The following is a 21403-nucleotide window of genomic DNA, read 5'->3' as shown; positions in this document are numbered from 1 at the left end:
GTCCTCCCTGGTTAGTGCACTGCGGTCTCGCGCATCGCCTGGATCTCGGCCTGTGCCTCCCCGAGTTCTGTCAGGATTTTCAGGGTCTCGGCCGCTTGTTCTTCATTGATACGGCTCATGGCGAAGCCGACATGGACGAGAACCCAGTCGCCGACACAGGATTCCACTGGGTGCGCGTCGTCGATGACGCAGGCGATGTTGATCCGGCGCCGCACGCCGCTGACTTCGACAGTCGCGAGCTTTCGCGTCGGGTCGTCGATCCTTACGATCCGTCCGGGAATCCCAAGGCACATGATGTTCCTCCCTTGCGCCGTGTTCGTTCCGCATCGATGAGATGCGCGGCGGCGATGGTTGCTTGGCCGAGAGCCACGCCGCCGTCGTTGGCGGGCACCTTGGCATGCGTAAGAACTTTGAATTTCTTTTCCTCGAGACGACGGACCGTCTGTTCCAGAAGAATGCGGTTTTGAAAACAGCCACCCGACAGCGCCACCGTGTCGAAACGCGGCTGCGCGTCTTCATCGTCTCGCCGCGCCAGCTGGATTGCCATTGTGACAATGGACCTGGCGAGCGCCTTGTGAAAACGCGCAGCAATGATCGGTTGAGGCGTGCCTAGGATCAGATCGCCTAGGATCGCGTTCCACATGGCAAGCGGCTCAATATACGGGAGGCCAGATCCCTTAAGAACGGGAATCGGCATCGGATAGCAGAGACTGTCGTCTTCCTCTGCGAGCGTATTTGGACATGCGATCGCCTCGAGTCGCGCCGCGGCCTCGCCCTCATAAGCCTGGCGCTCGAAGCAGACGTCGAGCGCGGCCGCAACCGCGTCGAAAAGGCGGCCGCAGGAGGAAGCAAGAGGCGAATTGATGTGATCGTGGATCATCGTGTCCAAGACCGCGCGAGGCTTGGCGGCCAGCCGCTCGAACAATGGGAGCTGCCTGAAATTCATGGCGAAGGCGGCCCATCCCATCTGCGCGGTCAGATGCGCGTAAAGGTTGCGCCACGGCTCGCGCGAGGCGGCAGCACCGCCTACCATGGCCACCGGCCGGAAGGTGCCGACACGCTGGAAACCGCGGTAGTCGCACAACAGGAATTCGCCACCCCAGATTGTGTCGTCCGTGCCGTAGCCCAACCCGTCGAGAGCGATGCCAAGCACGCGTGGCGCGTCAAGCGCGCGTGCGTTCTCGGTGAGACACGCGGCAATGTGGGCGTGGTGATGCTGGACCTCGATGAGCGCCAGACTGTCCTCACTGGCACGTTTTCGCGCGAGCTTCGCGGAAAGGTATTCCGGGTGCATGTCGCAGGCCAGCGCCTGCGGATCGTGCGCGAAGAGATCCCGGAAGAGCGCGAGATTCTTCCTGTAGTCGTCCCAGGTCGCGGCGTCCTGGAGATCGCCCTGATGTTGGGAAAGCACCGCCCGGCCTTCCTTTACCAGACAGAAAGTCGCCTTCATCTCCGGGCCGTAGGCGAGGATGTCGGGCGAGTCCTCGAAGCCCTTCGGCAGGGAAATGGAGGCCGGCGCGTAGCCGCGCGCGCGGCGTAACAGACGCATGCGCCCGTCCATGACGCGCATGACGGAATCGTCAACGCGATTGGCGATTTCGCGGTCGTGAACGAGGGCGTAAGGGGTGATGGTCCCGAGCTTGCGCGCTGCCTCCGCGTCGCCGATCGCTTGCGGTTCGTCCGAGAGGTTGCCGCTGGTCATGATCACGGGGCGCGGCATGCGGCGGAACATGAGCACATGCAGCGGCGTCGAGGGGAGCATGAAGCCGAGCATCCGCATTCCGGGAGCAACAGCCTCAGGCAAGCGTTCCGGACCGGCCGCATCGAGGAGCACGATCGGCGCTGCCGGCGAGCACAACGCTTCCTCCTCGTCCGGGCTGACGGCGCAGAATCGGCGGATCACATCGAGGTCGCGCGCCATGAGGGCGAAGGGCTTGACCTCGCGCCGCTTAAGCAGCCGCAGCCGCTCGACAGTGTCGAGCCTTGTAGCATCGCAGGCGAGCTGGTAGCCGCCGAGCGCCTTGACGGCGACGATTTCGCCTTTCTGGATCAAGCTCATTGCAGCATCGACGTCATCGAACATCGAATGCTGCTCGTAGGTCAAGGCTCGTCCATCGAAGCGGACGAGCTGCGCTTTCGGGCCACAGGCATGGCAGGCGATAGGCTCGGCGTGGAAGCGCCGATTGGCCGGGTCGCCATATTCGGCGGCGCATTCGGCGCACACGGGAAAGGCGGCCATTGTCGTGGCGCTGCGGTCATAGGGGATCGAGCGGATGATGGTGAAGCGTGGGCCGCAATGTGTGCAGTTGGTGAAAGCGTAGCGGAAGCGGCGCTCGAACGGATCGAGCACTTCAGCCGCACACGCGGGACAGATGGCAGCGTCGGGCGAAATCTCGGTGCGGGCCTCACTTCTGTTGCTCTCGATGATGCGGAACCCAGGCGCCAGTCTTCCAGTAAAGGGCTCGACCTCGATCGCTTCGATCGCAGCGAGCAACGGTGCCTCGTCGCGCAAGCGCCTGACCAACGTCTCGATGTCCTTCCCTTGGCCGCGGGCCCGGATGAGCACTCCCTCTCCGTCGTTCAGCACTTCACCGTCCAGGCCAACTTCACGGGCATGGCGCCAAACGGTCGGCCGGAAACCGACGCCCTGCACGCGACCGCGCACCCTGATCTGGACGCTTTCCAGAGCCGCGGCGTTGGCGATGGCGGGCTGCGTGCTCATACTGCCGCCTCCCACAGGAGCACGCGGTTATTGCCGGTGTCGGCGACGGCGACCAGCCCGTCGCAGACCGTGACGGCAAATGGCCAGCACAGGCTGTCGCGCGCCGCGAACCGCCAGCGGTTGTCGCCCTTATCGGAGAAGCGACGCTGGCCGGTGAGCGTTGTGGCGGCCGCGTCCATCGCGAGCCCCGGCAGGGGAAAGCCGACGAGACGAGAATTGCCCGTGTCGGCGCAAACCAGCATGTCGTCGTGCACTGTGATGCCATACGGCATCTGGAGCGCGTGCGCGCTCGGTTCATAGGCAGCGCGATTGTGATCGACGGCTTCGAAACCGGCCTGCCCAATCACGAAGCTGGCTGGAGCGCCATCTGCATTGGGAAAACCATTCCACACCATGATCCGGCTGTTGCCGGCATCGGCGACGAAGATGCGCCCATTTGCCACGACGATTGCGTGCGGCCAGCGCATCCCGACCGCACTCGCTTCCGCGCCCGCGTTGTCGTCATGGATCGTCATTCCCGCCTGGCCAAGCACCATGTCAGCTGGCTGACCATTTTCCCCCGGCAGCGTGTTCCAGATCAAAACGCGGCGGTTTCCAGTGTCGGCGACGAAGAGGCGGCCCTCCGCGATAGTGACGCCGTAACACCAATTGAGCGTATGCGGCCCGGCGTTGCTCGAGCCGCGGTTGGCGAGTCCGCCGCTGAAATCGGCCTGACCGAGCACGATGTCTGCTGGCTGATTGTTGACCTCAGGAAGTGAGCACCAGATGAGGATGCGATGGTTCCAAGCATCTGCAACTGCGAGGACGCGTCCATCTGTGGCGATGCCGCTCGGCATGTTGAGCGTCGCTGGACCCACATTGCCCCCCGCGTTGCGTCCCTCCACGTTGAAGTCGGGCTGGCCGATCAGGAGGTCGGCCGGCGAATTGTCCGTGTTGGGCACGGTCCGCCAGACAAGAAGCCGATGGTGCCCGGTGTCGGCGACAAAGAAGGGGCCCTGCCGGCTGGCGAAGGCCACGCCACGCGGGCCGAAGAGCGTGGCGCGGCTCGGTAAGAGCGGTGCTGGAAGACCGTCCGCTGCGAGGTGATCGCCGAGTACGATGCGGGCGCCCACCGGATTCAGCAGCGGAAGCGGAGCAGGCGCCGGCGCGAGAGCGGCAGCACGTTGAATACTAGAGGTGAGCGAGACGCGCATCATGTCGCCAGCCTCACTTCGACGCGATTGCCGACAACCTTGACAGCATGGGATTGAAGTTGAACTTCCGGTGCCGTCAGGCATTCGCCAGTCGCGAGGTCATATTGGAAGCCGTGCCAAGGGCAGGTGATGATGCCATTCTCGACTGCGCCTCCATCGATCTCCATACCGAGATGAGCGCAGGCGTTCTGGAAACAGGATACGACCGCGCCCTGCCGCGACAGGATGACGTTCTGTTCGCCGACGATCCGCGTGATGACGCCGCCCTGCGGTATCTCGTCCAGCCGACATACCAGATGCCAGCCGTTGACCGCGCCCAGCGCGAACGGACTGACGAAGCGCACGCTGTCATGCTGGCTGCCGCTAGCGCCTTTGACCTGCAGAATGTCGGTGATCTCCGGGCAGGCTTCTTCGACAGCTTTCTTGACGCCAGCGTGGAAGGTCAACGCTGACGCCGGACAGCCGTCGCAGGCGCCGGTGAAGCGCACTTCGATCGCCGGCGGTCTCACTGCGATGAGCTCGACGTCTCCGCCATGGGAAGCCAGGATCGGCCTCACGCTGTCGAGCGCCGCTTCGAGCCGCTCGCTGAGGCTCGGCTTGAGGATGTTGTGACGCCTCAATACCGCGTAGACAATCTCGTCCGAGACCGCCTGCTTCATCGCTGTCAGCGCTGCAGAGTCCGATTTCAAGGATCGCACGAGACGACGGAACGCTTCGCCCTGCAGATCTTCGATCGCGCGCCGATAGGCATCGACCGCGCTGCGCTGCGTCTCATCCCAGTCGGCAAAGACCGCCTCCAGCCGTTCGATGTCTCCGGTGAAGCCGGCCAGGGTCTCGCGACGTGTGGAGATGAGATCAATGGCGTTCATGTCAGTACCAGCCTCAGCGATAGCGCAGATCCTTGAAGAGGTAAGGCTGTGCCGCTCCGCCGATCAGTCCGGCAATGGCGGCTGAGGCGATTATCGGCAAGCCAAGTTTGGTGAGGCCGAACAGGATCACCGCCGTTGCGAGCGCTCCGATGGCGGTTTGACGGTAGACCTTGGCCGGATCGGCGAAGAGCTTTCCCCGGAAAAACAGGACAATCGAGCTTTTTACCATTTCCAACATGATCGCAACTCACTTCAAAAAAGCGAGCGCGATCAGCCCGACGATGAGTCCCGGGATGACACCAACAGGGCCGTAGAAGCTGCCCATCAGAGCAGCCAGCTGATTGCCGATCGCCTTGCCACCGGTGAGCACGCCGCCGCCCGCTCCACCAATCCCGGAGGCGACCAGGCCCACAATCAGAGCGGCCACTGCGCTCGCCGCTGTTACTTCTGTTCCCGTCACGTGAAAGCTCCTCACTCCGGTTCAGTTGAGATGTTGCGAGCGGCTGTCCGCCGGCCCGCGTGAGCGCGCTGGAGGCGCTGAGAGCAATTCGCGATCGATTTGCTCGCAGGCTTCCGCGACAATGCGTGCTTTCGCGACTTCGCCGGCCCGAATGAAGATTTCCCGACTCTCCAGATAGGATTCGCGTGCCGCTATGAGATTAGCGCGGTTGCCGTCCTCTGGACGTTGTGGGTCGTCGGGCAGGTTCCGCAGGCAATTGGCTTTGTTTGCGAGCGTGTTGGCGTATTCGACCGGCATGGCCGCGCGCGTGCGCACCTTCAGGGCCTCGTCATAGGCGTCAAGAGCGCGTAAGTTGTTTTCGATCATATGGCTGGAGGAACTGTACTGAAGCGCGTTGCCGAGATTGTTTTGCAGCATCGCGTATTCGGTTGGATGATCGATCAGGGTTACGATCCTCAAGCCTTCCTCGAAGGCTTGGACGGCGAGCGCTTCTCGCATCTTGGCACGACTGTCGGTGAACGGCATCGACAGGAAGGCGGTCGCAAGATTGTTCTGTAGAATCGCGAACTCCTTCGGGAAGCGATGCTTGTCGAAGGTTCGCAGCGCCCGCTGGTATGCTGCGATCGCATCTGTGATACGAGTTCTGTTGCGGCCAGCGAGATTTTGGATAGCGAGGCCAAGATTCATCTCTGCTTCCGCCAATTCTTCGGGGCGGCCAAAATCACGAAGGACCGGGATCGCTGCCTCGAATCCCGCCCGGGCAACCTCGAGCGGCTCCACGCCTTCGCCGGGGAGCGCCAGCAAGGCGGTGCCCTGGCGCGCGCGGATGCGCGCCGCAAGCAGGCGCTCGTCCTCAGGGCAGATATCCAGAGCGCGCGCATAGAGGTCGATCGCCGAGCGGAGCTGGCCAATATCTTTCGGCCGCTGTTGGAGGCCCAATGCGATCTCCATCAGCATCTCGGCGCGTTCCGCGGGGGTTGCCGTCTCGTCCTCGGCGGCAGCAAGAGCGGCCCTAACGTCGTCGTCGGTGCGGTCAATCTTCACCAGACCATTCCTCCCGGAGTCTGCTTTTCAACGCAGCTCTCCCTCTGACAGCAAACGATAGTCAACTTTGCCAAGTCTGTCTATTTGAATTACGAAATGAAAACATCGTTTACAGTCCGGAGGCGATCAAGGCTGCTGCGTGATCGTCCCAGTGGGCTTCGAGCACCACTTCGGCATCATCATCGAACCCGCACGCCCGAAAGAATTCGGGAGCGGAAACCACCCGGTCGCCGCAGCTGTTGCGCTGCTTGAGCAGATATCCGCCCGCCGCCGCGTGACGCACGGGCAGTACAACGAGATCGCCGTCACGCCGCAGCAGGGCGACGGCGTCGATATTCGCAAAATACTGTTCGCACGCGGCAGCAGACATATAGAGCGCGCCCCGCCGTATCATGAGACTGACAGGCGCCTCGTTCACATCACGTCCTTCGACCGACGCTCCTCAATCAGGGCCTCGATGCGGCAGGCAACTTTATCGGCTGCCCGCGAGACTGCTGGCGTGAGGCCCACGCCGAAGCCGAGCTCGGCGGCTTCGATCAAGAAGACGGTGACGTCACTTGGAAAGGCATCGCGGAAGATTTGACGGCCCGCGTGAAGAGCTGCGTCCCAACGGAAGTCATGGAGATTAAGTCCGGGACTATAGGGACGTTCGAGTTCAGCTCCTGGAACTTCGTAGATTGCACCGGGCTCCACCCCGGTCTGAGCCGCATCAACCACGATGAGCGACGAACAGCCGCGTGCCGAGAACATCACGGCCATTCCGTCGGTACCGGCATCGAGCAGCCTTACGTCCATTCCGTCGAGTTGCTTGCCCTTTAAGGTCTGAATCACCTGTTGCCCGACGCCGTCGTCCTGGCGGTTCGGATTGCCACATCCTACCACAACGATGATTGGATCCGGCGCGATCATATGCGCCACAACCGGCAGGACCACTGCGGCTCGACGGGCAGGTTGAGCTCGGGCAATTCGCAGAATCGACGATGAACGACGTAGTACATGCACGTCTCGCATGACTGCTCGATGCCGCCGTGTTCTATCGGCTCCAGCGTGAACCCCGCGATCACCAACTTGGCCTTGAGATCGCCGCCCGCCGCGCGAAGACGGGCGACGATCTGCGTGACTTCCTCATGCGTGTCGGCGCGTGGCTGGACCTCAGTGGTTAGGCCACCGGCCAGAAGCCCACGAACTTCCTCACGCCCGGCGACGTCGGCCAGTTCCTTTGTGTCCGTGGTCATCCCTTCCTCCGTGGCGGATGCCTGCTCCGATGGCCTTCAATCAGATGCGCCAGAGTCTGCACCACCAGTCCGCTTTCACCGGCACTGCAAGCTCCGGCAGGTCACACCATTCTCGATGAACGAGGTAGTACATGCATTCCATGCAGCGCTGCTTGTCTGGTCCGTAGGGATGGTCAACAAAGCCGCTGATGACCATCTTGGCTTTGATATCGTTCGGATCAAGCTTGCGCAGCTCGTCAAGGATGCCGGCGAACTCCCGTTCCGTTTCCGGAACGGGCTCCGTTTGCGTCTTCAGACCTGCCTCCATGAGGTCGGCCATTCGGAGGAGCAGTGCGCGTTGTTGCTCGCTGTTCATCGGCTGTGGCCCATATATTTCTGCGCCGCTCTATCACCCTGGAAGTGATGATCAAGCGGGTCGCCCAACCGGTGACCAACTAGGCCGTGCGGAAACGCGCAAGTTCCTTGCCCGTGCTGGCGTCATGGGCGTGCACAGTACAGACGAGGCACGAGTCATATGAGCGACAAACATGCCCGACCTCGACAGGATCATTCATGTCGGCAATCGGTGTTCCGACGAGCGCTTGCTCGATCGGCCCAAGTTCACCGCCGTCGGAACGCGGACCGACGTTCCAGGTCGTTGGCGCAATGATCTGGTAGTTCTTGATCTTGCCGCCCTGCACCTCGATCCAGTGACAAAGGGCGCCGCGGATCGCCTCGGTGGCGCCCCAGCCCCGCCCATCCTTTTCCGTCGGTTTGACATACCAGGGATCGTTCAGCCGGAATTCGCGCAAAGCATGCTCGGCTTGCCGATAGAGCTTCACGCCTTCATGCATGCGGGCGAAGTGGCGCAGCATGACACTGGCGCCGCCCAGTTTCCTATACATGTCGAGCACCAGCGGATCGTGATGCTGCCAGCTTTCTCCGTGCGGTCCGCCAGCAATGAGCTGGCGCGCGAGCGGGCCGGCTTCGAGCCTGCCGTTCTGGTCGTGGCGAACGGCCGTCGCCCATGAATATTGCTTGGTGTGATCGACGGGGTTTCTGCCAACCGGCTTGGTGACTCGGTCGAAGGGATGTTTGCCGCTCTGCTCATCGTACCAGGCATGCATCAGATCCTCGCGGGTGTGAATCTGATCCATCAGCTTATGGGTGTCGCTGGCGCCATCATAGACACCGCTCTTCATGATCACTGCCGCATTGCGGCCCTCGATCGTCGGGCGGTTGTACTTGTCCTCATGAGGCAGATATCCCCAGGACACGTATTTTCTGTGGCCCTTGCCGTATTTGTCGACGCCGATGTCCTGGCTCATGCGCCAGAACATCCCGAGGTCTGAGTTGGCATGCTCGGGCCGCTCGTCTAGCCACGCCATGAAGTCGTCGTAGGATTTGATTTCCTCGTAGCGCTCGAAGGAGCAGCCAAGCCATACCGGCTCCATCCAGTTGCGCCGGAAATGCTCCAGAATCGACCAGGCACGGGTCACGTCAGTCAGCGTGGGCGCGCACATGACGCCGCCGGGGACCATGAAACTCGAGTGCGGCCACTGACCACCAAGAAGCGCGTAGATTTCTACGGGACGTCCGGAAATCGTAACGCCGAGCTCGTAGTTGGTACCGGTGAAGGGCGACCAACGCCGAACAGCCTCCTCGTAATATTTGGAGCGCGAATAGTTCTTGTGCGTGTAGTCGATCATGAAGAGCCCGTAGTGGTGCCTAGGAAGGCTCTGCAAGCTCTCCACGATCTGCCCGAGATTGCGCGCAAGGATGGCGTTCCGCGGAACCTCTGTCTTCCACGCTGTATCGAGCGCCCAAGCTGCGCAGGTCAGATGCGAGGCGCCGCAGATGCCGCACGCGCGTGGCGTCACGACGAGTCCCGCTTGAGGATCCTTGTCGCGAAGAATCACCTCGAAGCCGCGAAAGAGCTCGGCTTGAGTCCATGCATTGACGACGACTCCGTTCTGGATATCGACGCGCACGTCGAGGTCGCCCTCAACGCGTCCGACTGGTGAAATATCGAGCGTTTGAACTGCTGCGGACATGGTTTTGTTGACCTCTCTGAATGGATGTGGGCGAATCGCGGGCGATCAAACGACGAAAATGTCTTCTTCAGCCCACCGCGGTGAGGCTGCCTTGGCGGCGGCCGTCAGCTTGACGTAACCGGTCTTGTCCACGCCTGCCGGCATGTCCTTCGGTACGCCCATCACGGTCTGGGTCTTGAAGACAGTGCCCGGAGCGAGGTCAAAGAAGGGAAACTCCGGCTCGGTGCAGCCCATGCAAGGCATGCCAGAGCGAGTCTTCGAGGATTGACGATTCCACAAGATGCGATTGCAGGGCGAATGGGTCATCGGCCCGCGGCACCCGAGGTCATAGAAGAGACACCCCTTGCGCTGGCCGAATTCGGTCGCCGAGACCTTGTAGGCGAAGTGCATGTTGCGGGTGCAGCCGGTCTGGGTGAATGAGGTGAAGAAGGTCTTCGGCCGCTGGAATTCATCGAGCGCCAGATCTCCGGCGCGGCCGGTTGCCACCGCGACGACGATTTGGGTAATCCAGTCGGGGTGGGCGGGACAGCCGGGCACGTTGATCACGGGAAGGCCGGCCTTGGACTTATAATCCTTGCCAAGGAAACCGCCTTGACTGCGCTTCAGGAATTGGAGTCCCTGGCTCTCGGACGGATTGGGCGCGGTGGCTGGAATGCCGCCCCACGTGGCGCAGTCGCCGATGGCGACAACGAAGTTCGCCACCTTGGACAGGTCCTGGACCCAGTCACGCATCGGCCGGCCGGCGAAGCGATTCCATTCGCCGGTGCCGTTCGGCGCATTGACGACGGTTCCTTCGAAGACAAAGATGTCGAGCGGCATTTGGCCGGACGTTAGCGCCCGCAGCATCTTTTGGAGATTTTCACCAAGCTCGAGGCCCAGCGAAGGGTGCCACAGCACGTTGATGCCGAAGTCGGTGACGAGGTCGCAGGCACTTGGTTCTTCGGCATTCAGGAACGACATCGTGTTGCCAGAGCATGCCCCACCTTGGAGCCACAAAAGATTCGCCATTGAGTTTCTCCTCCCGGTAGCCGCCGATCGTTGAACGCGTGAAGGCGCTTAAACGGGCGACGAGCAAGTCCCGCGCCAATCTCTAAGGAAAGCAGAATACATAGAAATATCAAATATATAAAGGCGTCGCCACAACGATCACATTGCGGTCGCACTTCCGCAGATCCTGCAAACCTTCTTAGCGGCTGTAAATTTAGTTTGGGACTTAGCCCGTCCTATTCACCGTAGTTGATCGCCGGGGCATAATTTTTGATGCGAGGCGCGGCGCGGCGATCGCGTCGAACGCGCTCGACGCGGCGAGCTGGGTATGTATTTTCCGGGTTGGAGGTTGCGACGAGGTGGTGTGAGACGCGGCGACACCGCCGCGTCGCTCACGGTCCGACCGCGCAGAGCCAGCCTGCGAGCTGGCGGAAGACCGCGCGATCGGGACATGCGGTGGGCAGGAAGACACGGATGCGGGCCGCGCCTTCGATGACGCGGGCGGCGATCTTGATCAGACGAAGGCGCAGCGTCGCGAATTCTGCAACCGCGAGCGGCGAGCGCTTTGCGATCGCATTGCGCGCGGTGAGCATGAGCCAGTAGGCGGCGGTGTGCAGAATCAGCCGGAACTGGTTGGCCTTTGGATCGCGGCACGAGGTGCGGTCGGAGGCGAGTTGCGCCTTGTGCCACTTGATGAAGTTCTCCGCCTGACCGCGGCCGCAATAGACGGTTTCGTAGAGATTGCTTTGCCGTGCCCTTGAGCGAGGTGACGACGTAGCCGGATGTCGAGACCATTCCGCGTTGCCTCGATGCGCGCGGCCATGCGGCGCTGCTTGTTCCAGCCCTTGGCGGCGTAGCTCAGGTGGCGAAGGTGCGCAGCTTTGCCGCGGAGCTTGTGGCGCGCTCCACACATAACGCATCGGCGACCTCTTGGGTCATGGCCTTGAGAACCGCGTTGCCGCCAAAGCCGAAAATGTAGTCGACGCCTTGTTCTTCGCACCATTCCATGGCTTCGGCACGGCCGTAATGGCTGTCGCCGCGCACCAGGATGCGGACCTTGGGCCAGTGGCCACGGATGCGCCCGATCACATGCTTGAGGATGGTCCGCACCTCCATGCCGGCGGGCGTCCTGCCCTCGCGCAGGATCACCGCCACCGGCTTGCCGCTGGTTCCTTCATAAATGTGGATCGGCAAGAAGCCGCGCTCGTCGTAGTGGGCGTTGAACAGCGACAGTTGCTGATGGCCGCGCACGGCATCGAAGGTGTCGTCGATATCGAGCGTGATCCAAGCCGGCGCGCTGCCGTAGCTCTCGCAGAACTGGTCCACCATGGCCGCCATCGCCCGCGCGATCTCGATCTTCGATGGGGCATTCTCCAGCCGCGACATCGTCGGCTGCGAGCACAGAGGCTCGCCCGTTCTCGGCAGACGGCCCACCGCCATCTTGAAGATCGAATCGTGCCGCAGCGAATCGCAGTCGTCGGCATCCTCGTAGCCCGCCGCAATGGCAAACATCCGAAGCTTGAGCATCTCCTCGATAGAGTGCTCGATTAGATCGGGGTCACGCTTGTCCCTGATGCACGAAGCAAGCCGGCCGGCCAGACCGAGCCTCCTCTCAACGCCGCGCAGCAGAAGAACTCCAGCGTCCGACGAAAGCCGCCCGCCATCGAACCCCACGCTCACCTTCTTGCGGCAAACCGATGGAAGATCGAAGGGAAGTGCAATATCTTCACTCATGACGGGTGTGGCGCTCCTCAATCGATCGATGAACCGGCTTCGCAACCAGGATCATGAATCGAATGGCGGATTCGCGCTACAGCCGTCGCTCATTTGCGCAACTGCGATGAATAAGACGGGTTAGAGTCCGTTTGAGAATGGGCTCAATGCCTGATACGGCGCAAGAGGAGGCTGCCCATGGCGACGTGGATCATGGCCTCGGAGACGTCGATACGGGCTTCGTAATCGCGGACGAGACGGCGCCAGCGGGTCATCCAGCCGAAGGTGCGCTCGACAACCCAGCGCCGCGGCAGGACTTTGAAGCGCGGCTCGGCGTCGAGACGGCGGACGATCGCGATGACGAAGTCGAGGAAGGCGGCCTTATCCATGAGCTGGGTTCGATCGTAAGCGCCGTCGGCGAACAGATGCTTGATCCACGGCCAGCGCTTTCGGATCGCCTCAAGGATCGCCTAGGCACCGGCGCTGTCGGAGATATCGGCCGTGGAGAGATTGACCATCAGGAGGCAGCCATCGGTGTCGACGACGATATGCCGCTTGCGGCCGACGATCTTCTTGCCGGCGTCGTACGCTCGCGCTTTGGCGGCGGGCGCTTTCACCGTCTGGCTGTCGGCGACACCCGCCGTTGGACTGGCCTCGCGGCCCGCGCGCTCCCGGTCCACCATCAGGGCGATATCGTGGATGGTGCGAAACAGGAGCAGCCGCACGAACCGCCGGAGCCACCAGTAGACCGTCTGCCAGGGTGGAAAATCCTTGGGCAGCATGCGCCAGCCGCCGCCCGTGCGCGTCATGTAGCGGATGCCGTTCAGAACCTCGCGCAGATCAACGCTGGGCTTGCGCCCGCGCTGCGCTGGCCGCGGCAACAACGGTCGGATGCGCTCCCATTCCGGGTCCGTCAGGTCCGTCGGATAGCGCTTCGCCTTCTTCTCGATGGCCGCCATCCGGCGGCGCGTCTTGGGGGGCCAACATGGCGAGCTTGAATCATGCCCGCCCGCGTCGCTCCGAGCATTTTCAAACGGGCTCTTAGAGGGCGGTTTAGCCCTGTCTGTTTCCACACACGGGGCAGGCGACCTCGAGCAGGTAGCCGAACCAGATGCCCTGACAGCGGCTGCACCAATGGCCGGTGGTCTGATGAGCAGGTGTACCCAGAAGCTCGGCCATTTTCCCGGCGCCGAGAAGCTTGGTCGGCTTGGCCGCAGCAGTTGGGGAAACGCGCGATTGGGGAAAGCGAACGACTTCGGAGGATTGTTCGTTCTTGATCATCTCGCTAGCCTTGTTGCTCGAGGTTGTAGCGCTTGATCTTGTTTGAAAGTCCAACGCGCGATAAGCCGAGTTCAGCGGCCGTGCGGCTTTGGTTCCAGTGGTTGCGCAACAGCGCACGTCCAACAATCTGTTTTTCCAAGCTTTCGACTTGATCCTTCAGAGTCGCGCCTTCGGGTACAAAGCCGCGCGGTCCATCGCTCCGACTGCGCGCCGCGGCGGATGCCAACAACGAAGCCGACATATTGCGCGTTGTGATGTATTCGCCGTCCTTGGCCAATGCAACCATGCGCCGGATTTCGTTCTCAAGCTCACGGACATTGCCGGGGAAGTCGCAGGCGGAAAGCTTCTCGATCGTGCTCGCTGTGATGCCGAGGATCTTCCGACCCATCGCATCGGCATGCTTCGCGGCGAAGAATTCGGAAAGGGGCGCGATATCGTCGCGGCGCTCACGAAGCGGAGGCACCTCAAGCTCGAAACCTTTGAGGCGGAAATAGAGGTCCTGACGAAATTCCCGACGCGCGACCATGTCTTTGAGCGACCTGTTCGAGGCGGCAATGATGCGAACGTTACAGTGCTCGACTTTGTCAGAGCCAAGCGGTTTGACCTCGCCCTCCTGGAGAAAGCGCAGCAGGCTCACCTGGAAAGATGGGGACACCTCCGAAATCTCGTCGAGGAATACCGTGCCGCCATCGGCGGCGCGAAAGAGGCCGAGCCGGTCGGAGATGGCGCCGGTGAAGGCGCCACGCTTATGGCCGAACAATTCTGATTGCAGCAAGTCGTCCGGCATGCCGCCGCAGTTCTGGACGAGGAGCGGGCTCGTGCGTCGTGGCGAATTGTAATGGATAGCGCGCGCCAAAAGCTCCTTGCCCGTTCCGGTCTCACCCTGAATCAAGATCGGCAATTCTGTTGTGGCGGCTTGTTTGGCCAAATCACACAGCTCTGCCATTTTCTCGCTGGCATAGACGAGCTTTTCGAATTGGTGGCTTTCGGGCCTGAAGAGGAGATCCCGGCGCTCGCCTAATCTGAGTGCGTCACCGGAGATCTTGAACTCCCGCGAAAGAATGCGGTGGCGGCGGGCGAGTTCGCGAGCTTCAAGCGCCCGCTCGACGACGAGGCCGAGCTGCGCTGCGTCGAGTGGGGTGAGCAAGAACTGGTAGATTGCGGCCTTGGTCAAGGTGTCGTAGGATAGAGGCGACCCCTCCGAGGTTACATACACCCGCATGATTTCCGGGTGGGAAACGCGCAGCCTGGTTAGAAAATCCAGTCCGATAGTCTCGTCCTTGCGATCTTCGGCTACGGCGAGATCGACATGGACGCCGCTCATTGTGGTCAGCGCTTCGGCCACGGAGCCGACATGCACTACGCGATAGGCATAGCGCTCGGACAGGACGTCAAGGCAGTCCGTCCAATCGCCTCCCCGCCGAGCTACGATGAGGACCGTACCAGAGTGCTCCATTCAAGAATCTTTTCAAGCTGCTTACTTTCTTTGCAGAATGGCGCAAGCGGCGATGGTATGCAAGGAACTTGTCAAGAGAGAACGGCCAGAAGGCATTACGGGTTCTCTAAACCTTCGGCCGGCGCTCTCGTGAAATGGGCAACGTCGAATCCGGTGAGATCCGGCAAAAACAGATCCGCTTCCGTGAAGTCCTCTCCCGTTGAGTATTGGCTTGGCGTAACGACGACCCGAAGCCCCGCCGATTTCGCGGAGAGCAGGCCGTTGCGCGAGTCCTCGAATGCGATGCAGTCCTTGGGCTCCAGGCCAAGCCGGTCCAGCGCAATCGTATAGATGTCGGGGGCCGGCTTCTTGCGCGGCGCCTCGTCGCCGGCGGCTATCACATCGAACACAGCGCCGGCCGGTTCGCCCCAGAACGCGACGCAAAGCGCATCGACATTCGGCAGGTTCGTCGTCGTCGCCACGGCGGTTTTGATCCCTTGGAGCTTGGCGAACTGGATGAGCTCCCGGACGCCGGGACGCAAGGGAACGCCGCCGCCGACGATGATATCGCCGTAAGCCTTGGTCTTTTGGCGATGCAGGCCGACGATGCTCTCATCCGACATGACAACTCCGGGGTATGCGCGCTCAAGAAAGGCACGGATCCGCTCTTTGCCGCCGGTGACCTTGAGGAGTTCCCCATAGAGCGGCGCGTCCCAGTGCCAATCAAGACCGGCGGCAGCGAATGTCGCATTGAAGGCCTGCCGATGGGCCTCCTCCGTCTCGGCAAGTGTGCCGTCAACGTCGAAAATGAAGGCAGCGGTCTTCATCGTCTGCCGACCCCCTGCAGCACGTAATCCGAAAGATCGTCGAAGTGATCGAACACGTACACCGGTTCGAAGGCGTCGACGGATTCCCGGAGATACCCCCCGGAGAACAGCGCGAACGGAACCTTCGCGCGGAATGCGGTTTCGGCGTCGATCTCGCTGTCGCCGACATAGAGCGCGGAAGTTTCGTCCGCGCCGAGCCGGTCCAAGCAATGGAGCAGGGGAGCGGGGTCGGGTTTGAGCTGCGGCACCGTGCCTTCCCCCACGAGGGCGCCGACGAAGCGCATAAGCCCGAGCTCTTTGAGAATGGTGACGGCGAACTCAGGCGGCTTGTTCGTGCAGATGCCGAGCGCAACCCCGGATGCGGCGAGCCGCTCGAGCGTCGGCTCGACGCCAGCGTAAGGCCGTGTCAGCTGCGCCGGGGCACGCGCATAGTGCTTCCGGAACCGGGCGAGCGCGCTATCGAAATCGTCCGCAGGGCCGCCGGTCGCATCGAGGCACCGCGCGACCAATGCCGGCACGCCGTTGCCGACGAAACCGGCGACACGCTCAAGCGTCAGGGGCGGCCGCCCAAGGTCGCCGAGCATCCGGTTCGCCGCAGCATGGAGATCCGGCGCACTGTCGATCAGCGTGCCGTCAAGGTCGAAAACGATCGCTTTCATCTTTTGGTTCCCGACGAAGTCGGCGGCTGGGTGCTCAAACTCGACTTTTTCTCCTCGCCCGAAACATCGACAAGCTCGAAATCGATTGTGACGCGATCTGGAGCTGTCGGCCGGAACACCTTGTCGGCATAGCCGACGTGATCAGGGTGATCGCGGTAGCTGGCGACGACCTCGGGGGATGCGAAGCGGATGAGCCAGCACAAGAGATATGGTGCATCCGTTCGCAGCGCGCGCCCGGCCAGCACATTGCGCACACCGGGGATTGCGCCAAGCGCCTCAACGCCCTGCGCCGCAAAAGCGCTCCAGTCTACGTTCTGCCCGCCGTCGCGCAGGTTGTAGACGACGACATGCTCGACTTCGCGCCAACGACGGCAAGCGGCCGACGCGGCGCCAGCGCGTCCCGCGGCTCCGAACAGCCGGCAAGTCCGCTCGACCTCGGCGCGAACAGCCCCCCGAACGCCGTGGATGAGTGCGGTGTCGGCCGGCGAGTCCTTGCTTTCCGCTTCCTCTACTATCGAACGCGCCGCGGCGTCGGCGAGGCCGGTAAAGTAGTTGATCTTGGCGACACCGTTTGCGGCGAGCATCCCGTACTGGTCGTCGCTCAAGCCGGTCCCGCCATGGATGACGAGTGGAATGTGCAGGGCACTGCTGAGCGCGGACAGACGTTCGAAGTCGAGTCGCGGTGCGACGCGTAGACGGCCGTGGACGGTGCCGATGGAGATCGCAAGGCAATCCACAGGCGTTTCCGCGATGTACCGCTCGGCGTCCGCGAGCGAAGTGAGCTGCATCGCGCGGGGATGTTTTTCTGCGTCCTCCCCCTCGACGCCAGGCACATAGCCGAGCTCGCCCTCCACCCTTACGCCGCAGCGGCGGGCAAGGCGGACGACCTCGCGCGTGGCCTTGATGTTGTCCTCAAGCGACGATAGCGACGCGTCGACCATGACATTGTTGCAGCCGAGCCGAATCGCCCGTTCGACCGTCGCGAGAGAGTGCCCGTGGTCGAGATGGATAGCAACCGGCACCCGGGCGCGGCGCGCGGCATCCACGACCACCGGCATGAGGCACTCGAAATCGAAATGATCGAAATGGGACTCGGCCAGGCTCGCGATCACCGGGGCGCGGCAGCCCTCGGCGCCGTCCAGCACAGCCTCTAGAAAAGCTGTGTCCACGACATCATAGGCGCCGATGGCGTATCGCTCACAATGGGCGTGCCGAAGCAGGTCGCTCATGTCCAATGTCCACGAGTGCCATCGGCTTCCGCCACCTTTCTCTGCGCCGCAGTCGCAGCTTCACGGATGGCCAAGATGTTCCGCCCATAGGGTGCAGGGTCGGCAGCCGATCCGCCTTTGAAGACAGCTGATCCTGCGACCAACACGTCGGCGCCAGCGGCTGCGACGAGCGGCGCCGTCGCGGGCGTTACACCGCCATCAACCTCGATATGAATAGGCCGGTCGCCAACCATCTCGCGCAAACGGCGGATCTTCGGGACCATGGCCTCGATGAAGCTTTGCCCGCCGAAGCCGGGGTTGACGGTCATCACGAGGACCAGGTCGATCCGGTCGAGGACGAATTCGATCGCTTCCGCTGGCGTGGACGGGTTAAGCGAGACGCCCGCTTTAGCGCCGGCGGCGCGGATGGCTTGCAAGGTCCGGTCAAGATGCGGGCCAGCCTCGACATGTGCGGTGATGACGTCGGCGCCCGCCTCGGCGAATGCGTGAATGTAGGGGTCCACTGGAGTGATCATCAAATGTACATCCATGACCGTCTTCACGTGCGGCCGGATGGCCCTGCAGAGTTGCGGGCCAAAGGTAATGTTCGGTACGAAATGGCCGTCCATCACGTCGACATGCACCCAATCGCAGCCTTGTGCTTCGATAGCGCGGCATTCGGCACCGAAAGCGGCGAAGTCGGCGCTGAGGATAGAAGGTGCGATCTTGATGGAGCGATCGAACGTCATCTGTCGTCCTCCTTCCCGCCGTCCTCGCGCGCCACATCGCTGTCCAGCCCGCCGCGAAACACGCGGCTCGCACGCACGTCGCTTTCCTCGATTGTGGATACCGCCTCGATTCCTACCGGGCCGTCTACGCTCTCGAAGAGGCGATTGGCTTGACGCAGCCGCATACGATCAATGGCGTTGCGGATCGAGCGCGCGTTGGCAAAATGCGGCTGCGCGCGCCGCAGCGCGATATACTCGGCCATCGCCGCGCGCGCTCCGTCCGTGAAGCGGTAGTTCTGGGCGTCCAGCATGAGCGTTGCGATATGCAGCAGCTCCTCGTCGGTATAGTCTGGGAACTCGATGTGATGCGCGATCCGCGAGCGGAAGCCTGGATTGCTGTTGAAGAACCGGTCCATGCGGTCGGCATACCCCGCGAGGATCACCACAAGATCGTCACGGTTGTTCTCCATCACCTGTAGCAGGATTTCGATGGACTCCTGACCATAGTCCCGTTCGTTCTCCGGACGGTACAGATAATACGCCTCATCAATGAACAGAACACCGCCCATCGCCTTCTTCAGCACTTCCTTCGTCTTGGGCGCCGTGTGACCGATATACTGGCCGACCAGGTCGTCGCGGGTCACCGTCACAAGATGACCCCTGCGAATGTAGCCGAGCCGGTGAAGCAGATCGGCCATTTTGAGCGCGACGGTGGTTTTGCCGGTTCCAGGATTTCCGGTGAAGGACATATGCAGGGTCGGCGTCTCGTGCGCGAGTCCGAAGCTCTTGCGTGCCCGATCGACTAAGAGAAGCGCGGCTGTCTCCCGGATACGGCGCTTGACCGGCTTCAGACCGATGAGCGATCGGTCAAGTTCCTCGAGCACAGCGTGCACGCCGGACGATTCGAACTCCCTTCTGAGGTCGATCTCTGCCGTTGGTTGGATATCCTTATCGACGGGCACCGTCAGCCTGGCCGTGTCGCCGGTGTGGGTGTCCAGCCGTGAATCGGTGCTCGCAGACATGCGTCGTTTCTCCGTCCAACGAATCCGGACCACCACTCCGTCACGGGGCTGCCGGCACGTCAGCCTGCCGGATGCCACCGTGGAGAGGGGTCAGCCGTAGCGCTGACCTTCGGGACGGTCGGTCACATAGGCATGTGTTGAGTATCGGATGCGCCGTCCCGCCACCTCCTGACGGTCGAGCCGGAAGCCAGGCTCCTCCTTCGGCCGGTTAACGATAAAGGAGAGACGCACCGACTCCCAGCCATGGCTCGAATCGAAGGCGGAGAGGCGGACGTAGCGGTCGGCATAGACGCGCCGGCATTTGGCGAGTTCCATCATGACGCCGGCGGCGTCCCTGAGGTCGAACATCGGCAGGCCCCACATTTCCCAATAAGTGTTGCGGGGATGCGGGTCGTCGGTGAACTCGATGTTCACCGACCAGCCTTTCTCCAGGCAGTATTGCACTTGCTTGGTGATTTGCTCGTCGGTGAGGTCCGGCAGGAAGGAGAAGCAACCCTGGGTGATGCGCATGATCTGATCCTCAAGCAGTGACAGCAGCGGTTGGCACGAAATCGGGCGTGTCGGTTGAATCGTAATTGAAGGTTACGTTCTTCCAGACATCGAGAGCCTGCTTGAGCGGCGTGCATGTCGCCGCCGCCTTGGCGAGGATCTCAGGCCCCTCATGGACATAGTCACGACCCTCGTTTCGAGCGAGGATCATGGCCTCGAGCGCGACGCGATTGGCGGTGGCGCCCGCCTGAATCCCCAGCGGATGTCCGATGGTGCCGCCGCCGAACTGCAACACGACATCCTCGCCGAGGTAGTTGAGGAGCTGGTGCATCTGGCCGGCATGGATGCCGCCCGAAGCGACAGGCATCAGCTTGTTGAGGCTTGCCCAATGCTGTTCAAAGAACAGGCCATACTCGAGCGCCATTGGGTTGTGGTCCTCGCGACAGATGTCGTAGTAGCCGCGCGTCGTATTGGGATCGCCCTCCAGCTTGCCGACCACCGTGCCGGCATGGATATGGTCAACGCCAGCTAGCCGCATCCATTTTGCGATGACGCGGAACGACACGCCATGGGACTTCTGGCGGGTATAGGTGCCGTGACCAGCCCGGTGGAGGTGCAGGATCATGTCGTTTCTGCGCGCCCACTTCGCCATAGACTGAATCGCGGTGTAGCCGATGACGAGGTCGATCATGATGATGACCGAACCAAGTTCTTTGGCGAATTCCGCCCGCTCGTACATGTCCTCCATGGTGGCGGCAGTGACGTTGAGATAGGTCCCCTTCACTTCGCCGGTGGCAGCCTGGGCCTTGTTGACGGCTTCCATGCAGTAGAGGAACCGATCGCGCCAGTGCATGAAGGGTTGCGAGTTGATGTTCTCGTCGTCCTTGGTGAAGTCCAGGCCGCCCTTCAGCGCCTCATACACAACGCGGCCATAGTTGCGACCGGAGAGGCCGAGCTTTGGCTTCACCGTGGCGCCGAGCAGCGGCCGACCGAACTTGTCGAGCCGCTCGCGCTCCACCACGATGCCGGTCGCTGGCCCCTGGAAGGTCTTCACATAGGCGACGGGGAAGCGCATGTCCTCGAGGCGTAACGCCTTGAGCGGCTTGAAGCCGAAAACGTTGCCGATGATCGAGGCCGAAAGATTGGCGATCGAGCCCGGCTCGAACAGGTCGAGATCGTACGCGATGTAGGCGAAGTAGGAGCCAGGCGTGTTCGGGACAGGATCGACCCGGTAGCATTTGGCGCGGTACTTCTCCGCCGCCGTCAGACGGTCGGTCCACACCACCGTCCAGGTCGCGGTCGAGGATTCGCCCGCCACCGCCGCCGAGGCCTCGATCGGGTCGACGCCGTTCTGGGGCGTGACGCGGAAGAGCGCAATGACGTCGGTGTCCTTAGGCTCGTAGTCGGGCTCCCAGTAGCCCATTCGCTTGTATTCGAGGACGCCAGACTTGTAGCGTTCCTTGCCGGTGACGGTCAGGGACTTCAATGCTTCGTTCAT

The 21403-nt window shown here is 62.1% G+C and carries 22 protein-coding genes and 2 pseudogenes; all 24 read right to left on the bottom strand.

The genetic code is table 11. The features are described 5' to 3' along the window. Positions 1-11 precede the first annotated feature (11 nt). The 24 genes and pseudogenes from HL671_RS34945 to HL671_RS34830 all read right to left on the bottom strand — a co-directional run bounded on the left by HL671_RS34945 (position 12) and on the right by HL671_RS34830 (position 21403). Positions 12-293, bottom strand: a complete 282-nt coding sequence (locus HL671_RS34945; RefSeq protein ID WP_172243023.1) for a HypC/HybG/HupF family hydrogenase formation chaperone — start codon at positions 291-293, stop codon at positions 12-14. Continuing rightward, positions 263-2722, bottom strand: coding sequence for a carbamoyltransferase HypF (gene hypF, locus HL671_RS34940; protein ID WP_172243020.1), 2460 nt, complete (start codon positions 2720-2722; stop codon positions 263-265). Before hypF ends, HL671_RS34945 begins: the two co-directional genes overlap by 31 nt. Beyond that, positions 2719-3918, bottom strand: coding sequence for an NHL repeat-containing protein (locus HL671_RS34935; RefSeq protein WP_246706040.1), 1200 nt, complete (start codon positions 3916-3918; stop codon positions 2719-2721). Before HL671_RS34935 ends, hypF begins: the two co-directional genes overlap by 4 nt. Then, positions 3915-4784: a NifU family protein gene (locus tag HL671_RS34930; protein WP_172243017.1), complete on the bottom strand. Its 870-nt coding sequence runs from the start codon at positions 4782-4784 to the stop codon at positions 3915-3917. Before HL671_RS34930 ends, HL671_RS34935 begins: the two co-directional genes overlap by 4 nt. 13 nt (positions 4785-4797) lie before the next feature. Beyond that, a complete protein-coding gene (locus HL671_RS34925; protein ID WP_172243014.1) occupies positions 4798-5022 on the bottom strand; it encodes a hypothetical protein in 225 nt (74 codons plus the stop codon). A gap of 9 nt (positions 5023-5031) precedes the next feature. Further along, positions 5032-5244: a hypothetical protein gene (locus HL671_RS34920; RefSeq protein WP_024918872.1), complete on the bottom strand. Its 213-nt coding sequence runs from the start codon at positions 5242-5244 to the stop codon at positions 5032-5034. A gap of 21 nt (positions 5245-5265) precedes the next feature. Continuing rightward, positions 5266-6288 (bottom strand): tetratricopeptide repeat protein, encoded by a 1023-nt coding sequence (locus HL671_RS34915; protein ID WP_172243011.1) that lies wholly within the window; start codon positions 6286-6288, stop codon positions 5266-5268. 109 nt (positions 6289-6397) lie between these two features. Continuing rightward, positions 6398-6658 (bottom strand): hypothetical protein, encoded by a 261-nt coding sequence (locus HL671_RS34910; RefSeq protein ID WP_246706038.1) that lies wholly within the window; start codon positions 6656-6658, stop codon positions 6398-6400. 44 nt (positions 6659-6702) lie between these two features. Next, positions 6703-7221 carry a hydrogenase maturation protease gene (locus HL671_RS34905; protein WP_312010779.1) on the bottom strand — a complete coding sequence of 173 codons (519 nt, stop codon included), beginning with the start codon at positions 7219-7221 and terminating at the stop codon, positions 6703-6705. Continuing rightward, positions 7194-7523, bottom strand: coding sequence for a hypothetical protein (locus HL671_RS34900; RefSeq protein ID WP_172243008.1), 330 nt, complete (start codon positions 7521-7523; stop codon positions 7194-7196). Before HL671_RS34900 ends, HL671_RS34905 begins: the two co-directional genes overlap by 28 nt. Positions 7524-7563: 40 nt before the next feature. Continuing rightward, positions 7564-7878 (bottom strand): hypothetical protein, encoded by a 315-nt coding sequence (locus tag HL671_RS34895; RefSeq protein ID WP_172243005.1) that lies wholly within the window; start codon positions 7876-7878, stop codon positions 7564-7566. A 79-nt stretch (positions 7879-7957) separates the two neighbouring features. Continuing rightward, positions 7958-9556 (bottom strand): nickel-dependent hydrogenase large subunit, encoded by a 1599-nt coding sequence (locus tag HL671_RS34890; protein ID WP_172243002.1) that lies wholly within the window; start codon positions 9554-9556, stop codon positions 7958-7960. A 45-nt stretch (positions 9557-9601) separates the two neighbouring features. Continuing rightward, positions 9602-10564, bottom strand: a complete 963-nt coding sequence (locus tag HL671_RS34885; protein WP_172242999.1) for an NADH-quinone oxidoreductase subunit B family protein — start codon at positions 10562-10564, stop codon at positions 9602-9604. Between the two features lie 371 nt (positions 10565-10935). Further along, positions 10936-12277: pseudogene (locus tag HL671_RS34880) on the bottom strand (IS1380 family transposase). A gap of 143 nt (positions 12278-12420) precedes the next feature. Continuing rightward, positions 12421-13215, bottom strand: a pseudogene (locus tag HL671_RS34875) (IS5 family transposase). A gap of 94 nt (positions 13216-13309) precedes the next feature. After that, complete coding sequence (locus tag HL671_RS34870) at positions 13310-13537, bottom strand: hypothetical protein (RefSeq protein ID WP_172242996.1); 228 nt, start codon at positions 13535-13537, stop codon at positions 13310-13312. A 4-nt stretch (positions 13538-13541) separates the two neighbouring features. Further along, positions 13542-14993 (bottom strand): sigma-54 dependent transcriptional regulator, encoded by a 1452-nt coding sequence (locus HL671_RS34865; RefSeq protein WP_172242993.1) that lies wholly within the window; start codon positions 14991-14993, stop codon positions 13542-13544. Between the two features lie 95 nt (positions 14994-15088). Beyond that, the gene (locus HL671_RS34860; protein ID WP_172242990.1) at positions 15089-15799 is read right to left on the bottom strand and encodes an HAD family hydrolase; all 711 of its coding nucleotides are present in this window, start codon (positions 15797-15799) and stop codon (positions 15089-15091) included. After that, entirely contained in the window at positions 15796-16458 is a 663-nt protein-coding gene (gph, locus tag HL671_RS34855) for a phosphoglycolate phosphatase (RefSeq protein WP_024918867.1), read from the bottom strand. Before gph ends, HL671_RS34860 begins: the two co-directional genes overlap by 4 nt. Further along, entirely contained in the window at positions 16455-17687 is a 1233-nt protein-coding gene (locus HL671_RS34850; protein WP_246706037.1) for a class II fructose-bisphosphate aldolase, read from the bottom strand. The genes gph and HL671_RS34850 overlap by 4 nt, the downstream gene beginning before the upstream one ends. Continuing rightward, positions 17684-18415 (bottom strand): ribulose-phosphate 3-epimerase, encoded by a 732-nt coding sequence (gene rpe / locus HL671_RS34845; RefSeq protein WP_012040792.1) that lies wholly within the window; start codon positions 18413-18415, stop codon positions 17684-17686. The genes HL671_RS34850 and rpe overlap by 4 nt, the downstream gene beginning before the upstream one ends. Then, on the bottom strand, positions 18412-19416 hold the full coding sequence (cbbX, locus tag HL671_RS34840; protein ID WP_012040791.1) for a CbbX protein: 1005 nt from the start codon (positions 19414-19416) through the stop codon (positions 18412-18414). Before cbbX ends, rpe begins: the two co-directional genes overlap by 4 nt. Before the next feature lie 90 nt (positions 19417-19506). Further along, entirely contained in the window at positions 19507-19926 is a 420-nt protein-coding gene (locus tag HL671_RS34835) for a ribulose bisphosphate carboxylase small subunit (protein ID WP_172242984.1), read from the bottom strand. Between the two features lie 10 nt (positions 19927-19936). After that, positions 19937-21403, bottom strand: a complete 1467-nt coding sequence (locus tag HL671_RS34830) for a form I ribulose bisphosphate carboxylase large subunit (RefSeq protein ID WP_172242981.1) — start codon at positions 21401-21403, stop codon at positions 19937-19939.

It is taken from the genome of Bradyrhizobium denitrificans, assembly GCF_013179005.1.
Classification (GTDB): domain Bacteria; phylum Pseudomonadota; class Alphaproteobacteria; order Rhizobiales; family Xanthobacteraceae; genus Bradyrhizobium; species Bradyrhizobium denitrificans.
Note: the sequence above shows the minus strand (reverse complement) of the source record. Positions and strands in the feature narration are given on the sequence as shown.

Excerpts from the sequence above, each read along its gene's own strand:
- HL671_RS34945 (WP_172243023.1), bottom strand. The coding sequence starts at position 293 with ATGTGCCTTGGGATTCCCGGACGGATCGTAAGGATCGACGACCCGACG.
- hypF (WP_172243020.1), bottom strand. The coding sequence starts at position 2,722 with ATGAGCACGCAGCCCGCCATCGCCAACGCCGCGGCTCTGGAAAGCGTC.
- HL671_RS34935 (WP_246706040.1), bottom strand. The coding sequence starts at position 3,918 with ATGATGCGCGTCTCGCTCACCTCTAGTATTCAACGTGCTGCCGCTCTC.
- HL671_RS34930 (WP_172243017.1), bottom strand. The coding sequence starts at position 4,784 with ATGAACGCCATTGATCTCATCTCCACACGTCGCGAGACCCTGGCCGGC.
- HL671_RS34925 (WP_172243014.1), bottom strand. The coding sequence starts at position 5,022 with ATGTTGGAAATGGTAAAAAGCTCGATTGTCCTGTTTTTCCGGGGAAAG.
- HL671_RS34910 (WP_246706038.1), bottom strand. The coding sequence starts at position 6,658 with ATGTCTGCTGCCGCGTGCGAACAGTATTTTGCGAATATCGACGCCGTC.
- HL671_RS34900 (WP_172243008.1), bottom strand. The coding sequence starts at position 7,523 with ATGACCACGGACACAAAGGAACTGGCCGACGTCGCCGGGCGTGAGGAA.
- HL671_RS34895 (WP_172243005.1), bottom strand. The coding sequence starts at position 7,878 with ATGAACAGCGAGCAACAACGCGCACTGCTCCTCCGAATGGCCGACCTC.
- HL671_RS34890 (WP_172243002.1), bottom strand. The coding sequence starts at position 9,556 with ATGTCCGCAGCAGTTCAAACGCTCGATATTTCACCAGTCGGACGCGTT.
- HL671_RS34885 (WP_172242999.1), bottom strand. The coding sequence starts at position 10,564 with ATGGCGAATCTTTTGTGGCTCCAAGGTGGGGCATGCTCTGGCAACACG.
- HL671_RS34870 (WP_172242996.1), bottom strand. The coding sequence starts at position 13,537 with ATGATCAAGAACGAACAATCCTCCGAAGTCGTTCGCTTTCCCCAATCG.
- HL671_RS34865 (WP_172242993.1), bottom strand. The coding sequence starts at position 14,993 with ATGGAGCACTCTGGTACGGTCCTCATCGTAGCTCGGCGGGGAGGCGAT.
- HL671_RS34860 (WP_172242990.1), bottom strand. The coding sequence starts at position 15,799 with ATGAAGACCGCTGCCTTCATTTTCGACGTTGACGGCACACTTGCCGAG.
- gph (WP_024918867.1), bottom strand. The coding sequence starts at position 16,458 with ATGAAAGCGATCGTTTTCGACCTTGACGGCACGCTGATCGACAGTGCG.
- HL671_RS34850 (WP_246706037.1), bottom strand. The coding sequence starts at position 17,687 with ATGAGCGACCTGCTTCGGCACGCCCATTGTGAGCGATACGCCATCGGC.
- rpe (WP_012040792.1), bottom strand. The coding sequence starts at position 18,415 with ATGACGTTCGATCGCTCCATCAAGATCGCACCTTCTATCCTCAGCGCC.
- cbbX (WP_012040791.1), bottom strand. The coding sequence starts at position 19,416 with ATGTCTGCGAGCACCGATTCACGGCTGGACACCCACACCGGCGACACG.
- HL671_RS34835 (WP_172242984.1), bottom strand. The coding sequence starts at position 19,926 with ATGCGCATCACCCAGGGTTGCTTCTCCTTCCTGCCGGACCTCACCGAC.
- HL671_RS34830 (WP_172242981.1), bottom strand. The coding sequence starts at position 21,403 with ATGAACGAAGCATTGAAGTCCCTGACCGTCACCGGCAAGGAACGCTAC.